General features: G+C 64.8%; 11 protein-coding genes and 1 pseudogene. 5 read left to right on the forward strand and 7 right to left on the reverse strand.

The window, feature by feature from the left end; genetic code table 11:
- The first annotated feature begins 75 nt into the window (after positions 1-75).
- Positions 76-1,224, forward strand: coding sequence for an acyltransferase family protein (locus H3Z74_RS00840; RefSeq protein WP_187762149.1), 1,149 nt, complete (start codon positions 76-78; stop codon positions 1,222-1,224).
- 50 nt (positions 1,225-1,274) lie between these two features.
- Here H3Z74_RS00840 and H3Z74_RS00845 read toward each other — a convergent pair whose 3' ends face one another.
- Positions 1,275-1,739, reverse strand: coding sequence for a hypothetical protein (locus tag H3Z74_RS00845; protein ID WP_187762150.1), 465 nt, complete (start codon positions 1,737-1,739; stop codon positions 1,275-1,277).
- A 215-nt stretch (positions 1,740-1,954) separates the two neighbouring features.
- On the opposite strand from H3Z74_RS00845, the gene H3Z74_RS00850 reads away from it, so the two are divergent.
- From H3Z74_RS00850 to H3Z74_RS00860, 3 genes are all read left to right on the forward strand, one after another.
- Positions 1,955-3,499, forward strand: coding sequence for a serine hydrolase (locus H3Z74_RS00850; RefSeq protein ID WP_187762151.1), 1,545 nt, complete (start codon positions 1,955-1,957; stop codon positions 3,497-3,499).
- A 238-nt stretch (positions 3,500-3,737) separates the two neighbouring features.
- Entirely contained in the window at positions 3,738-4,976 is a 1,239-nt protein-coding gene (locus tag H3Z74_RS00855; protein WP_187762152.1) for a glycosyltransferase, read from the forward strand.
- Positions 4,977-5,098: 122 nt separating this feature from the next.
- On the forward strand, positions 5,099-6,220 hold the full coding sequence (locus tag H3Z74_RS00860; protein ID WP_187762153.1) for a dipeptidase: 1,122 nt from the start codon (positions 5,099-5,101) through the stop codon (positions 6,218-6,220).
- A gap of 507 nt (positions 6,221-6,727) precedes the next feature.
- Here the strand turns inward: H3Z74_RS00860 and H3Z74_RS00865 are convergent.
- The 5 genes and pseudogenes from H3Z74_RS00865 to H3Z74_RS00885 all read right to left on the reverse strand — a co-directional run bounded on the left by H3Z74_RS00865 (position 6,728) and on the right by H3Z74_RS00885 (position 14,102).
- Positions 6,728-8,179 carry an efflux transporter outer membrane subunit gene (locus H3Z74_RS00865; RefSeq protein ID WP_187762154.1) on the reverse strand — a complete coding sequence of 484 codons (1,452 nt, stop codon included), beginning with the start codon at positions 8,177-8,179 and terminating at the stop codon, positions 6,728-6,730.
- A gap of 11 nt (positions 8,180-8,190) precedes the next feature.
- Entirely contained in the window at positions 8,191-11,397 is a 3,207-nt protein-coding gene (locus H3Z74_RS00870) for an efflux RND transporter permease subunit (RefSeq protein ID WP_187762155.1), read from the reverse strand.
- Positions 11,398-11,513: 116 nt separating this feature from the next.
- Positions 11,514-12,790 (reverse strand): annotated as a pseudogene (locus tag H3Z74_RS00875) (efflux RND transporter periplasmic adaptor subunit).
- Entirely contained in the window at positions 12,787-13,185 is a 399-nt protein-coding gene (locus H3Z74_RS00880; RefSeq protein WP_187762156.1) for a hypothetical protein, read from the reverse strand. The pseudogene H3Z74_RS00875 and the gene H3Z74_RS00880 overlap by 4 nt, the downstream one beginning before the upstream one ends.
- 305 nt (positions 13,186-13,490) lie before the next feature.
- Complete coding sequence (locus H3Z74_RS00885) at positions 13,491-14,102, reverse strand: TetR/AcrR family transcriptional regulator (RefSeq protein ID WP_187762157.1); 612 nt, start codon at positions 14,100-14,102, stop codon at positions 13,491-13,493.
- A 57-nt stretch (positions 14,103-14,159) separates the two neighbouring features.
- On the opposite strand from H3Z74_RS00885, the gene H3Z74_RS00890 reads away from it, so the two are divergent.
- On the forward strand, positions 14,160-14,579 hold the full coding sequence (locus H3Z74_RS00890) for an NIPSNAP family protein (RefSeq protein ID WP_229726808.1): 420 nt from the start codon (positions 14,160-14,162) through the stop codon (positions 14,577-14,579).
- Positions 14,580-14,633: 54 nt separating this feature from the next.
- Here the strand turns inward: H3Z74_RS00890 and H3Z74_RS00895 are convergent, their stop codons facing one another.
- Entirely contained in the window at positions 14,634-15,599 is a 966-nt protein-coding gene (locus H3Z74_RS00895) for an alpha/beta hydrolase (RefSeq protein ID WP_187762158.1), read from the reverse strand.
- Positions 15,600-15,608 lie beyond the last annotated feature (9 nt).

Genomic DNA, 15,608 nt, shown 5'->3' on the forward strand with positions numbered 1-15,608 from the left:
CAACCGAACGCGTATTGCGCTCTTCTTTGAGAACGTTCACAAATTGCGCTTCGCTACTGCCAGCAATGGATGCACATGCCGATCAGCGCTGCCGCCACCTCGACCGACGCCACGGCACCGGCGAAGAGTCATTATGTCATTCTCGACGGGCTGCGCGGCGTCGCCTCGCTTCTGGTCGTCGTCTTCCATTTGTTCGAGGCTTATGCCGGCAATGACCCGCGGAAGCAGATCATCAATCACGGCTATCTGGCGGTGGATTTCTTCTTCCTGCTGTCGGGCTTCGTGATTGCCTATGCCTATGATGATCGCTGGGGCGGCATGGGCCGGTGGGAGTTTTACAAGCGGCGACTGATCCGGCTCCAGCCGATGGTGGTGCTGGGCAGCGTGCTTGGCGCGGCACTATTCGCCTTTCAGAGCTCGACCATTTACCCAAAGGCGCCGGGGACGTCCGCCTGGCAGGTCATCCTCGTGATGCTGATCGGCTGCACGATGATCCCGATGCCCAAATCGGCCGACATTCGCGGCTGGAATGAAACCTACCCGCTCAATGGCCCGGCCTGGTCGCTGTTCTACGAATATTGCGCCAATATCCTGTACGCGGTCGGGCTGCGGCGGTTGTCGAATCGTGGCCTCGGGGTGCTGGTTGTGCTGTCCGCAGTTGCGCTCATCCTCCTGCTCGTCATGGGCAAGCGCGGCGACCTGATCGGCGGCTGGTCACTTGACGCCGACGGCCTCATGATCGGCGTGACGCGGGTGATGTTCCCCTTCTTTGCTGGCATCCTGCTGATGCGGCTCGGCGCGCGGGTCCGGCTGCCCGGAGCTTTCTGGCTGTGCAGCCTGATGCTGATCGTCGCTTTGTCGCTACCCCGCTTTGGCGGCACGGAGCGGCTCTGGATCAACGGGCTGTACGAGGCGGGCTGTGTGATCCTGCTGTTCCCGCTGATTGTCGCGATCGGGGCTGGCGAGAAGCAGAGTGACGGGCCTTCGGTCCGGGTCGCGCGGTTCTTCGGCGATCTGTCCTATCCGCTCTACATCACGCATTACCCGCTGATGTATATCTATGTCGGCTGGGTGGTCGACCGAAAGGTCCCGCCTATGCAGGGGGCATTGGCTGGCCTCGGTGTGCTGATCGTTTCGGTCGCGGTGGCATATGCGACGCTCAAATTATTCGATGAGCCAGCGAGGCGCTGGCTCGCGTCGAGGCTTTTGACCAGGCGACCCTAGGTCGCACTGTCGGCCACCGGGTCGATCCTCGCTACCGGCAAGCAGTGAGTTCAACTCGCCAGTGCGAACCCCGCCCCATCCTCATCGTCATTCGCGGGCGAAGCGCGATGGCGACGCCGGCTGCGGCGGGCTCGATCAGCCCTGCTTTTGGGGTGCTTCGCAAAGCGAAGAGCAAGGGTTGCAAGAACGCTTGAAACATTGACTCGACGTAGCGCCGCCCATGCAGCTGCAAAACTGGCTGCGGCCTCGATGACAACGCTGATTTCGAAGCCGGTAAGCCACATGGCCAGGTCCGGCGCGAACAGGCTCACCATGCGGACTGGATCATCGTCTCCCGCACTCACATGAAGAACAACCAATATCAGGATGACGATCGCCATTGCGACATGGCCACGGGTAAGGCGGCTCGCGGCAGCGGCAGGCACTTCCACCATGACACGGTATAGGAAACGGCCGATCGGCGTGCCTCCGGCAACCATCAGGGCTGTCCGGGACATCAGGAACACAATCAGCATTGTCATTCGCCTGCCCCAATTTGGTCCCGATAAAGTATCGCCACATCTGCCTTTGGCCAACATGGCTATTTCAACCGTGTCACCTTAGCTGAGCCTCCAAATTTCATTGGCCAAAATTGAAAATAAACACCTAATCAGGATTGTTGTGTCTCGATTGGGTTGAAACCTCGCGCAAACTCGGCCATGATTTCCGTCATAATGGGGGAGGGTCAATCATGATCTCGATTGCGCGAATGAAGCATGTCATTCTGTCCGCAACGGCATTGACCCTCATCTCGCCGGCGTTCCCGGCCTTGGCGCAGACCGCCGCCACGGCGCCTGCACCTGCAACACTATCCTCCCCATCGACCAGCGCCGCACTTGAGGGACTGGATGCCTATATCGAGACGGCCCGGCAGACCTGGCAGGTCCCCGGCGCGGCCGTCGTGATCGTCAAGGACGACGAGATCGTCTACGCCAAGGGCTTCGGTGTCCGCGAGGACGGCAAGCCGGGCAAGGTCGATCCCGACACGGTCTTCGCGATCGGATCGGCGACCAAGGCCTTCACTGCGGCGGCGCTCGGCATGCTGGTCGATGAGCAGAAGATCGCCTGGGACGGGGCAGTGCATGATTATTTGCCGTCGTTCGAGATGGACGATCCCTATGTCACGCGCCACGCCACGGTGCGCGATCTGCTGTCCCACCGGACCGGCGTGGTCACTAATGGCAACCTCTGGTACGGCTCCGGGTTCGATCGCAAGGAGATCATCCGGCGGATGCGCTTCCAGACCGAATCGATCGGTTTCCGCAACCAGTTCCAGTATCAGAACGAGATGTTCATCGTGGCAGGAGAGGTCGTCTCCTCGGTCGCCGGCACCAGCTATGACAGCTTCATCGCCAGCCGCATCTTCGCGCCGCTCGGGATGCGCCGCAGTTCCACCAGCGTCAACGCGCTGAAGGGGTTGGCCAATGTTGCGACCCCGCATTCGCTGATCGATGGCAAGGCGGTGCCGATCGAATATCGCCTGATCGATAATGTGGGCGGCGCCGGCGTGATCAATTCCAGTGCACGCGACATGGCGCAGTGGCTGCGCCTGCAACTGGGCGGCGGCACGTTCCAGGGCAAGCAGCTCATCGCGCCCGCGACCCTGGCCGAGATGCACACGGGCCAGATCGTGCCGCGCGGCGGCCCCGGCACGACTTTCAAGTTCAGCGAATATGGGCTGGGCTGGGGTGTCCAGGAATATCGCGGGCAGAAGATCGTCGCGCATTCCGGCGCGATCGACGGGATGCAGAGCATGATTGCGATGATACCGGAGAAAAAGCTCGGGCTGGTCGTGCTGACCAACGGCCTGCGCACCGTGCTGGGCACCGCCGTCGAGTTGCGCGTGCTCGACGCGTTTCTGGGCGGTCCGGTGACGGATCACAGCGCGGTCCTGAAAAAGGCCAGCGACGATGCCGCTCGGGTCGCGCGCGAAAAGACCCCGCCACCACCGGCGACGGTGGCGCCGCCGACCCTGCCGCTCGATCGCTATGCCGGTACCTATTCGAACGTCATGCTCGGCGACGTCGTCATCACGCTGGCCGACGGCAAGCTGCTGCTCGCGCGCCCGGCGGTTTCGGCAGTGCTCGACCATGAGGACAAGGACAAGTTCATGGCGCGTTGGAAAAGCCCGGGCCAGGTGGTCATTTTCGGCCCGACCCCGGTCGGCTTCACCTTTGGTGCGGCAGGGCAGATCACCACGCTGGAGCTGGGGGCCGACAAATTCATGCGTAAATAAGGGCTGGGAGACGGCCAGCAGGTCCCGCCACTACTCGACGGACGACCGGTTTTGAGGCTTAACCAAGCTCCGACGGCGCGCGCAGTCCACACGGGAAAATCAGCGGCGAAGAAGGGAAATGGAAAGGATCAAGCACTTCCCATTTAAATCCTATAGCGGACCGGGGGACTTGCGGCAAGCCCCCGGTCATGCGCCATGAACGCTCCCCTCGATCTCGAATCCGGAGGGAGTAGCGAACATGCGTGTACTATTATCGACTTACGGATCGCGCGGAGACACACAGCCGATCGCCGCGCTGGCCATCGCCCTGCAGGCGCTCGGCGTGGAGACGCTGGTGTCCGCGCCGGCCGATGCGGAATTCGTGGAACTGCTGGACCGGGTCGGCGTGCCGCTGGCGCCGGCCTTCATGCCGGTGCATCAATGGATCGCGACCGCCAAGCAGTCCGGGCTGAAGCTGCCGCAGCTCGCGGCCCGAATGGTGGGGGCCCAATATGATGCGATCGGCGCGGCCGCCAGTGGCTGTGACGCGATCCTGGCGACGGGGCTGTTTCCGTCCGCCGCGGCCGCGCGGGCGGTGGCTGAGAAATCGGGCATCCACTATATCAAACTCGCTTTCTGCCCGTGCTATCTTCCATCGCCGCATCATCCGCCGTTCACCTTTCCCGGCTGGCCACACCCGCCGGGGATGACCGACAATCTTGCGCTATGGGCGCATAATGCGGAGGCGATGAACGCGTTGTTCGGTGAGGCGGTCAATGCCCACCGCGCCCTGATTGGCCTGCCGGCGCTCGACAATGTCCGCGACCATGTCTTCACGCACCGCCCATGGCTGGCGACCGACCCGGTGCTTGGGCCGTGGCAGCCGACCGATCTTGTAGACACGCAACAGACCGGCGCTTGGATATTGCCCGACACACGCCCGCTCGCGGCAGAGCTGGAGGCGTTTCTCGATGCCGGCGACCCGCCAGTCTATGTCGGTTTCGGCAGCATGGCGATGCAGGCGTCGGAGAACGCCGCCGAGGTCGCCATCGCAGCGGTTCGCGCGCAGGGGCGGCGCGTGATCCTCGCACAGGGCTGGGCGAATCTTGCGCCGGTCGATGATCGGGGGGACTGCTTCGCCCTGGGCGAGGTCAATCAGCAGGCGCTGTTCCGCCGGGTTGCCGCCGTCGTGCATCATGGCGGTGCCGGCACCACGGCCACGGCGGCTATGGCCGGCGCGCCGCAACTGATTGTGCCCCAGGTCGCGGATCAGCCTTACTGGGCCAGCCGCGTCGCCGATCTCGGTATCGGCGTGGCGCATGACGGCCCTGTGCCGACCATGGAGTCGCTGTCGGCCGGGCTCCGGACAGTGCTTGTCCCCGGCATCCGCGACCGCGCATTGGCCCTTGCTCCCGGCATCCGCCCCGATGCGGCGGCACTGGCCGCGAAGCTGCTGGTCGAGGCGATCGTCCGGAGCAAGCAAGTGACGTCCGCATAAGCGAGCTGCGAAACAAGAACACGAAAGTGGGTCGCTGCTTTGGGGCGGTCCGCTTTCGCGTCGTTTCGCACCTTGCTCCCCCCGCCACGCACAGGCACTCTCCCCAAAAAAGGGCAAACTCCATGAACCGCCGCACCGCACTTCAGCTCATTGCCGCAAGTCCGCTCGCTCTCTCGCCGTCGCTCGCCTTCGCGGCCGGGTTCCCCGAGGACGCCTGGCGCAAGGCGATCGTCATCGATGGGCTCGGTGGGCCGTCCGATCCCGATTTCGTCGAGGGACAGACGCGCTTCTCCGCCCGGGGTAGGGTGGAATTGCTGCGCTCCGGCACCACCGCGTTCCACTATACTGCCAGTGAGCCCGGCAACCTGCCCGACGCGTTCGAAAAGGCTGTGGCTGGCATCGCCGAGGCGGATCAGCTGATTGCCGACAATGCCGAACTGCTGGTCAAGGCGACCCGCGCCGCCGACATCGCCGCCGCCAAGCGCAACGGGCAGGTCGCGCTTGTCCTGGGCTTTCAGGACACCAGTGCGATCGGCACGCAGCTCGACCGCGTTGCGCTGTACAAGAACCTTGGCGTGCGCATCATTCAGTTGACCTATAACCGTCGCAACCTGTCCGGCGACGGCGCGCTCGAACGCGCCAATGGCGGCATCTCGGCGCTGGGCCGCGAAACCATTGCCGCGATCGAAAAGGCGTCGCTGCTGCTCGATCTGTCGCATGGCGGCCAGCGCACCATAGCCGAAGCGATCGCCGCGTCGAAACGGCCGATGACGATCAGCCATACCGGCTGCCGTGACCTGCATGACAATCCGCGCAACGTCTATGACGCGGAGCTGAAGGCGGTGGCGGACAAGGGCGGGGTGGTCGGCATCTATTACATGCCGTTCCTGGTGCCCTCGGGCAAACCGACGCGCGACGATCTGATCCGCCATTTCGACCATGCGGTGAATGTCTGCGGCGAGGACCATGTCTCGATTGGCACCGATGGCGGCTCCACCGCGCTGGTGATCGACGACAAGGCGCGCGCCGAGCAGCGTAAATTCTACGAACAACGCTCCGCCCAAGGTATCGCCGCGCCCGGCGAAGGGCCGGACGTGTTCAACTATGTCGCGGATTATAACAGCCCGATGCGCTTCCGCATGCTCGCCGACGATCTGGCCGCGCGCGGCTGGAAAGCGGCGCGGATCGAGAAGCTGCTCGGGGCGAATCTGATGCGGCTGTGGGGGGAAAGCTGGGGCGGGTAGGGCGGATCGGCAATCATTTGTGTGGGGGCTCATCACCCCGCCAGCCGTCACTCAGGATGGTGTTCGGTGCTTATCCTCTTCGAAGAGCAGCGCTTCCCGGCGCAGGCCGGGGTCCAGTCGGAAAGGCTGAAGTAACGAAGCGCAGCAGCAGTTACCGCCTGTTTTCCGACTGGGCCCTGGCCTGCGCCGGGGAAGCAATAAAAGGTGACATGTTCGAAAAGCATAGGTGCCGGCCCGTTTCAGGGCAACGAAACATTTGACTAACTATATGATATATAACGAATTGTATAAGCTTCGTATCGAGCATTCACAGGAAAAGATATGGTACATTCCGGTGTAACATATCTCCTGCCATTCGCGGCCCTCTCTCTTCGGCCATGGTGCCAGCGGCGATTCAACCATCGCACAGGATCGGGCATGTCATCGCTTGCCGGACAGACACCGGCGCGCTTTCTGATTGTTGAAAACAGGATGAGGGCGCGGCGCCTGATGGTGGGCATCCCCGCCTCAGCGTCCCTTACTGCCGCCCGCCTTCATCGCGGCCGCCGCCGCCAGGTCGGCCTTGTCCCAACCGCCGCCCAGCGAACGGAACAGGTCGATCTGCGCGCTCGCGATGCGGGCGCTCGATGCGGCGAGGTCCGCCTCTGTGTCGGCAAAGGTCCGCTCGGAATCGAGTACGTCGAGAAAGTCGATCTGCCCGGCGCGCTGGCGGGCGCGGGTGATGCGCATCGCTGCTTCGGCGCCGTCACGCGCCGATCGCAATGCCGCGTTGCGCTCGATCTCCCGGGCATAGCTTGACAAGGCCGTCTCGGTTTCCTCGAGTGAGCGCAGCACCGTGCCGTCGAACTCGGCCAGCGCCCCGCGGCTATCCGCTTCACTTGCGGCGATCCGCGCACGCGCGGCTTCCTGGTTGGGGAAGGACCAGCTGATCAGCGGGCCAAGCAGCCAGCGCAGCGCACCGCCGGTGAACATGTCGCCAATGCTGGTCGCGGTCGACCCGATCGATCCACCGAGCGAGATCTGCGGATAGAGCTGAGCGGTAGCGACGCCGATCCGTGCGGTCGAGGCGGCGAGCCGGCGCTCCGCAGCGCGGATGTCGGGGCGCCGCGCGAGCAGGGCGGCGCCGTCGCCGACCGGGATCGCCTGGTCGAGCGTCGGGGTGCTGGTCCGCTCGGCTGCCGCGGCGGGCAAGTCCTGCGGCGTGCGTCCGGTCAGCGTGGCGAGACGGAACAGGGCAGCTTGCCGGTCGGCCTCGATTGCCGGGACCAGTGCGGCGCGCTGGTCGCGCAAAGTGGTGATGCGCACCAGGTCGAGCTTGGCCGCGCGGCCCGCCTCGACTCGCTTGCCGGTCAGGCCGGCCGACTTGTCGAGCAGCTCGACGATGCGCTTCGCCACCGCGAGCCGTTCGGCCGACGATGCGGCGTCGACATAGGCGCGGGTGGTGGCGGAGACGACCGCGACGCGTACCGCATCGGCATCGGCATCGGCCGCCGCGACGTCGCCGCGTGCCGCTTCGATGTTGCGCTTCACCCGGCCCGACAGGTCGAGCTCGTAGGACACGCTCAGCCCGACGTCGAACGCGCTGTCCTCCGTGGCGCTGCCGGGCAGGCGCTGAGTCTCGGGCGACCGGCCATAAGTGCCGCTCGCGCCGATGCTGGTCTGGGGCAGCCGGTCCGACCGGACGCCGCGCAGCGAGGCGCGGGCCTTGTCGAGCCGCGCCACCGCGACGCGGATATCGGTATTGGCCGCCAGCGCGTCGGCGACCAGCCCGTCAAGCACTGGGTCGCGGTACAGCCGCCACCAGTGATCGTCGGTTGTTGCCGTGCTGAAGGCTGGGTTGGTCGCGCCGATGAACGGGGCCGCCGCCTTGGGAGCAGGGATCGGCGCGACATAGTTGGGGCCGGCGGCGCAGGCGGCAAGCGCGAGCGATGACAGCGTTGCGAGAAGGATCTGTTTCATATCTGCCGCTCCTATTCGGCGGGCTGAAGTGTGGGAGCCGAGCCTTCGGAGGACTGGCTCCCTGTGGCGGAGCCTGCCTGACGCTTGCGGCCAAGCCGCAACGCCAGTGCCCGGCACACCACATAGAAGGTCGGCGTGAAGAGCAGGCCGAAGCCGGTCACCCCGATCATGCCGAAGAACACCGCGGTGCCCAGCGCCTGGCGAAGCTCGGCGCCGGCCCCGCTTGCCGTCACCAGCGGCACCGTGCCGAGGATAAAGGCGAAGCTGGTCATCAGGATCGGCCGCAACCGGTCCTTGGCCGCACGTACTGCCGCTTCGATCGGCGACAGCCCGTCCTGGTCCTCGGCCTGCTTGGCGAACTCGACCACCAGGATCGCGTTCTTCGCGGCCAAAGCAATCAGCACGACCAGGCCGATCTGGGTCAGGACGTTATTGTCCATCCCCCGCAGGTTCACCCCGGCCATGGCCGCGAGCAGACACATCGGCACGATCAGCACGATCGCGAGCGGCAAGGTGATGCTCTCATACTGTGCCGCAAGGACCAGGAAGACGAACACCACGGCCATCAGGAAGACCAGGGCCGCAGTGCTGCCCGCTGCCTTTTGCTGGTACGCGATGCCAGTCCATTCATGGCTGTAGCCGCTCGCCAAGGTGGAGTCGGCGAGCTTCTCCATCGCAACCAGCGACTGGCCCGACGAATAACCCGGCGCGGTGTCGCCATCGACCTCGACCGCGGGGGCCAGGTTATAGCGGACCACGCGGTATGGCCCGGTCTTGTCCTTGAAGGTCGAGACCGACCCGATCGGCACCATCTGGCCCGAATTGGACCGCGTCTTCAGATTGGCGATGTCGGCGGTCGTATTGCGGAACGGTGCATCGGCCTGTGCCGTGACGCGATAGGTGCGCCCGAGCAGGTTGAAGTCGTTGACGAACGCGGAGCCGAGATAGACCTGCAGCGCCTCGAACACCCGCTCCGGCGGCACGCCGAGCATGTTTGCCTTGGTCCGGTCGACATCGGCGAACACGCGCGGGGTGGCGGTTTCGAAGAAGGTATAGACCTGGTTCAGACCCTTGGTGGTGTTGGCCTTTCCGATCAGGTCATTCGATGCCTTGGCCAGCTGGTCATAGCCGCGCCCTTCCTGGTCCTTGACCATCAGGCGATAGCCACCGGCCGAGCCAATGCCCTGGATCAGGGGCGGCGGCACGATCATCAGCCGCGCTTCGGTGATGTCCGCAGTCGCCTTTTGCGCCTGAGCCATGATCTCCGGGAAGCTGACGCCAAGCTTCTTGCGCTCCTCGAAGCTCTTGAGCGGGAAGTAAGCGGCGGCGGCGTTCGGCGCGAGCGTCTGCGACGGTCCGTCGAACCCGGCGAGCATCACCGCGCCCTTGATTCCGGCGCCGGGCAGGATGCGCGCGGCGACCTTGCGCATCACCGCATCGGTACGCTCGACCGAGGAGCCGGGCGGCAGCTGGATGACGGTCAGGAAGTAGCCCTGGTCCTGTGCCGGGATGAAGCCGGTCGGCGTCGCCCAGAACACGCCCGCCGTGATCGCGATCAGCGCGGCATAGGCGGTCATCATCTTCTTCGGCGCCGACACCAGCCGTCGCGTCAGGGCGGCATAGCCGATGCTGAGCCGCTCGAACCCGCGGTTGAACGCGTCGGCGGCACGGCGCAGCAACTGCGTGAAGCGGTTGCCCGTGCCCTGCTGCGCGTTGGGCTTGAGCAGGATCGCGGCAAGCGCCGGGGACAGAGTGAGCGAGAGGATCAGCGAGATCACCGTCGCGGTCGAGATGGTCACCGCGAACTGGCGGTAGAACGCGCCCGACAGGCCGGTGAGGAACACGGTCGGGATGAACACCGCGATCAGCACCAGCACGATCGCGACCAGGGCGCCGGACACTTCGTCCATCGACTTGCGCGCCGCCTCCAGTGGCGACAGGCCATGCTCCAGGTTGCGCTCGACATTCTCGACCACGACGATCGCGTCGTCGACTACCACACCGATCGCCAGCACCAGGCCGAACAGCGAGAGGTTGTTGAGCGAATAGCCCATCGCCGCCAGCACCGCGAAGGTGCCGATCAGCGAGACCGGGATCGCGACCACCGGGATGATCGCCGCACGCCATTTCTGCAGGAAGACCAGGATGACGAGCACGACCAGCAGGATCGCCTCGAACAACGTGTCCTTCACCGCGTCGATCGACTGCGAGATGAACTCGGTCGGGTTGTAGATGACGCTATAGGCAAGGCCCTTGGGGAAGCGGGCCGACATGTCCTTCATTGCCGCATTGACGCCTTCGGCCGCGGCAAGCGCGTTCGATCCGGGGCGCTGAAACACCGCGACGATCACCGTCGGCTTGCCGCTGAGATAGGTGTTGGAGCCATAATCCTGCGCACCGAGTTCGACTCGGGCGACGTCGGATACCTTGACCTGGCGGCCATCGGCGTCGGTGCGGATCACCACATCGGCGAACTGCTTGGGATCGGTCAGGCGGCCTTGCGTCTCGACATTGAGCTGGAAGGCATTGCCGGTGGCATAGGGCGGCTGGCCCAGCGTGCCGGCGGCGACCTGCACGTTCTGGGCGCGCAGCGCGGCGACGATCTCGCCCGCGGTCAGGTCAAGCGCGGCGGCACGGCCGGGGTCGATCCACACGCGCATCGAATAGTCGCGGCTGCCGAACAGTTGCACGTCGCCGACGCCGTCGATGCGGCTCAACCGGTCGCGCACCTGAGTCAGCGCATAGTTGGAGATATAGCCGCGATCGAGCGAATCGTCGGGCGAGACCAGATTGACCACCATCAGGAAGTCGGGCGAGGTCTTGCGCGTGACGACGCCAAGGCGCTGCACGTCCTCCGGCAAGCGCGGCACGGCCACCGCGACGCGGTTCTGCACCAGCACCTGCGCGGCATCCAGGTCGGTGCCGATCTTGAACGTGACGGTGATGACCAGCTTGCCGTCGCCGGTCGATTGCGACGACTGGTACAGCATGTTGTCGACGCCGTTGATTTCCTGCTCGATCGGCGCGGCGACGGTTTCCGCGACCGTCTCGGCGCTCGCGCCGGGATAGACCGCGCTGACCGTCACGGTCGGCGGCACGATGTCGGGATATTGCGACACCGGCAGGCTGAGATAGGCGATCGCCCCGACCAGGGTGATGACGACCGCAATCACCGCGGCGAAGATCGGCCGCGTGATGAAAAAGCGCGAGAGGCGCATGAGGACTGTCCTTGATGAAGGAATTTGGTTTTTGGGCCGTCAGCGGGTCTCGCCCGCGCCGAGCGTGTCGAGGGGGTGGTTCGACAGGCGCGGCGCGGACGAAGGGCTATCGATCCTTAGCGCGCGCCCAGCGTCGCCTCGCCGGCCACCGGCAGCGAAACCTGTGGCGCCGGAGCGGACGCCTCGCCGGTGATCTTGCCGGCACGCGGCTGGACCTTGGTTCCGGGCATGGCCATCTGGATCCCGGCGATCACCACCCGGTCACTGGGCGCTAGGCCCGAGCGGATGATGCGCAGGCCGTCCACGACGGGGCCGAGCGTCACCGGCTTGGCGACGACCTGGTCCTTCGCATCGACGGTCATCACGACCTTGCGCACCTGATCGGTCTGGATCGCGGCGTCGGGTACCAGCAGTGCCTTGGCGCTGCCCGCGGCGGCGAGGCGCATATTGCCGAACATGCCCGGGGTCAGGAAATAGTTCGGATTGCTCAGCACCGCGCGGCCACGGATCGTGCCCGAACGCTGGTCGAGGCCATTGTCGGTAAAGTCGAGCTTGCCCTTCCAGCGATGCTCGCTCTCATCCTGCAACTGGATCTCGACCGCGGCCGGCTCCGCACCCGGTTGACGCGCACGCTGCGTCTTCAGATACAGGGCTTCCGATCCGTCGAAGCTGAAATAGATCGGGTCGAGCGCATTGATCGTGGTCAGCACTGTGCCGCCCGTCCCTTCGCCGCCAGCCACCTGGTTGCCGGCATCGACGCGGCGGTCGGAGATCCGGCCGGCGATCGGTGCGCGCACCTGGGTGAACTCGACGTCGAGCGCACGTGCCCGGACCCGCGCATTGGCCGCGGCCAGCGCGGCGGTTGCCGCCTGCACCTTGGCGCGCAGCGAATCGACTTCACCGGCCGAGATGGCCTCGTCGTCGATCAGCTTGGTCGCACGGCCGAGATCGGTGCGGGCGAGGACAAGTGCGCTCGAGGCGCTGGCGGCATTGGCGCGTGCCTCGGCCAGCGCGGCCGCGAACGGACGCGCATCGATGGTGAAGAGCAGCTGGCCCTTCTGCACGATCTCGCCGTCGCGGAAATGGATGCCGGTAACTTCGCCCGCGACGCGCGGACGGATCTCGACCGTGCGGCTGGGGGCGAAACGGCCGACATAATCGTCCCATTCGCTGACGTCCCGCACCAATGGAGCCGCGACAGTGACGGCGGCGAGGGGGGAGCCGCCGCCACTGCCGGGGATTGATCGACGAGCCTGGCGCCGGCTGCGCCGATCAAGGCGAGAGGGAGAATGATGAGCGCACCGCGCTGCCAGCGCGGCAGGCGGGAAAAGCCATCACGCAGCGGCCGGACCGGCGTGCTGTTTTCGGTATCGATCGGGGTGACCATATTCATGCGGCGATCCTCCATGCGAGCTGACCGACTTGCCCGCCGGTGACGCTCGCAACCAATGTCTCGGCCTGGCCCATGGTGAAGCCGGCCTGCAGGAACAGCGCGACCTCGGACGCCGGAAGCGCATAGCCGCGCTTCCAGGCATGAACCGCGAGGCGGCGCAGCGTTTCGAGCCGTGGCTCGGCGAGATGCGATGTGGTGCCGAGCCCGAACAGGCTGCCGAACGCGCGCGACAGGCGGCTCGGTTCGGACAGGCTGCTGATCCGGTCGCGCTTGGCCAGCGCGATGACGCTCCATTCGAGCGGCGAGAAGCCGGCCGGTGCGGTCATCTGACGGCGCTCGGCCGCGCGACCCATGACCGGGGCGGCCGAGATATTGTTGATGTCCAGATAAGCCATTGGAAATCCCCTTGAATTTAGATCGCGCAACGCCACCCGCAGAAGACCCGTCCTCTGCGCCGCACTGGCCATCAGGCAATGATACGCCGCTCGCGAAAGCACCTGTCGGTGCCCACGATCGCCGTCTGAAATTGGTGAAGTGCAACGGGCCGAGACCCGCCGCGCCGGAATTAGTTGTTCGTCATCAGGGGTTCTCCCTAGCCGACCGTCGGGCTCACGGGAGAGTCCAACTTCAATACCAATCGGTATATAACTTCATGCCGCAGTGCGTCAAGCACTTTGTGTACCGCTAGGTATGTTTATTTTTAGCGGGTCGGCCAGATCGACAGGCTGGTGTCGACCAGCTGCTGCAACTGAGCGCATGACGCGCCCGATCCCGCCTGAACCGACAGGCCCTGGAGCAGGGCATAAAGATAGCGTGCGAGCGCATCGGGTTCCAAGGTCTCGGGCAAATCGCCCTCCTGCTTGGCGCGCTCGAAGCGCGCGATAAGCGCGGCTTCGGACGAGACGCGGCGCGCGGCGACATCCGCCTTGATCGATTCGGCGCCGCCACACGACACTGAGCTGATCACGCCCATGCACCCTTTCGGGTCGCATGTGCTCATCTGCATCTCGAGTGCCCCGGTCATGAAGCGCTCGGCCACGCCACGCGCGGTCGGGGCTTCGAGGGCGGCGACGGTATAAGCGAGCTTTTCGCGCTCATAGAGATCGAGCGCCTTGTGAAACAGGGCTTCCTTATTGCCGAAAGCGGCGTAGAGGCTGGGCTTGGTAATCCCCATCTCGGCGGTCAGTTCGGCCATCGAGGCGCACTCATAGCCGTTGCGCCAGAAGACGCGCAGAGCCGCGGCGAGCGCTTCCTCCGTGCAGAATTCCCGGGGCCGCCCTTTGACCGGCGGAGGGGCTAGAGTCTGTTCCATACCGATCGGTATATAGTAACTTTGCCGCCTGCGTCCAGTGCCTGCGTTCGGATCAACATGTTGATCCTCCCGGCTCCTTTCGACGTACCGGGGATTCCGCACATGGCAGGAGTGGCGGGGAGCGGCTCGTGCGGCTATCGGATCGGCGCGCAATCGGTGAGGGAGCCGCCCATGATTACCTGCCATGTCCGCTATGTCGTCGATCAGGACAAGCTCGCCGAATTCGAGATCTATTCGCGCATGTGGCTCGCGCTGCTGCCGAAATTCGGCGGCGTCCATCACGGCTATTTCCTGCCGGCGGAAGGGGCGAGTGATGAGGCGTTCTGCCTGTTCAGCTTCGATAGCCTTGCGGCCTATGAGCAGTATCGCCTTGCCAGCGCGAGCGACCCGGAGGTGGCGAAGGCGATCGCCTATGCGAAGGAAACGCGCTGCTTCCTGCGCCATGAGCGGTCATTTTATCGGCCGCTGCTCCCTTGAGGACAACCAGCCGGCACGGCAAATCCGTGCCGGCTATCCATCAGGCTAGGCTCTTCAGGGTACGTTGCTGAGTATGCTCTGCCAGTTGGCGGTTTCAGTGAAGATCTCGCCGCCCGAGGCCTTGAACGCCTGCTGGCCGTCGGCCGCACCCTGCAGCTGCCACATCATCCAGGCGGTCGGATAGCCGAGATAGCCATGCGCGCCGTTGGTGCAGAAGCCGAGGCCGGAGGGGCAGTTCGGCGTACCCTGGACGTCGTTGTGGTTCGGCCCTTTCAGGATCGCCTTGACCTTGTTCAGCGCGGCCGGGGTCGCGTTGTAATAGGCGGTGTTGGAATTGAGCTGCGACCCGAACCATTGGGTATCGGGCGAGATCAGACCGTCATTGGATCCGGCGATATAGAAGACCGATCCGCTGGTCGCGCCGGTCAGCGTCGCGGTCAGCAGGCAATTGCTCGCCGGGTTGCAGAAGGCCTGCTGCGCAATCTCGATCGCGATCGCGGTGCGGATGAGATTGGTCGATTTCAGCATCCCGTTGATCGCACCGCTGGCGCCCTGCGAATGGCCCATCGCGCCGATCTTGGTCGTGTCGAGCTGATTGTAGAAGATGCTGCCAGAATCGGCATTGCGCGCCTTGATGTAATTCGCGCTGTCGATCACCGTCTGGCCCTCGCCGGTGGTGCCGTCGCGCGTCGCGATGACGACAAAGCCCCATGAGGCGAAATGGCGCAGCACAAAGGCATAGGTGGCGGGCGCGATCGGCGATGTGCCGGATCCGTTGGCCCATACGATGATCGGATGCTTGAATCCGCCGGCACCAAGATTGGTCGGATAATAGATGTCGCAGACGCTGCCCTTGGAATCGCAATTGGCGGCGGTCACCGTCTGCGACACGGCCCAGGTCCCGTCAGCGTAATATTTCTGCTCGATCGGCTTGGTCGGAAGATTGGGAGCGGCGAGCCCCGCGGACGGAACGACCATGACCAGAGTCACGGCGATAATAGCGGCAAACGCCTTCCTCATCTCTCTCTC

The organism is Sphingomonas alpina (assembly GCF_014490665.1).
Lineage (GTDB): Bacteria > Pseudomonadota > Alphaproteobacteria > Sphingomonadales > Sphingomonadaceae > Sphingomonas > Sphingomonas alpina.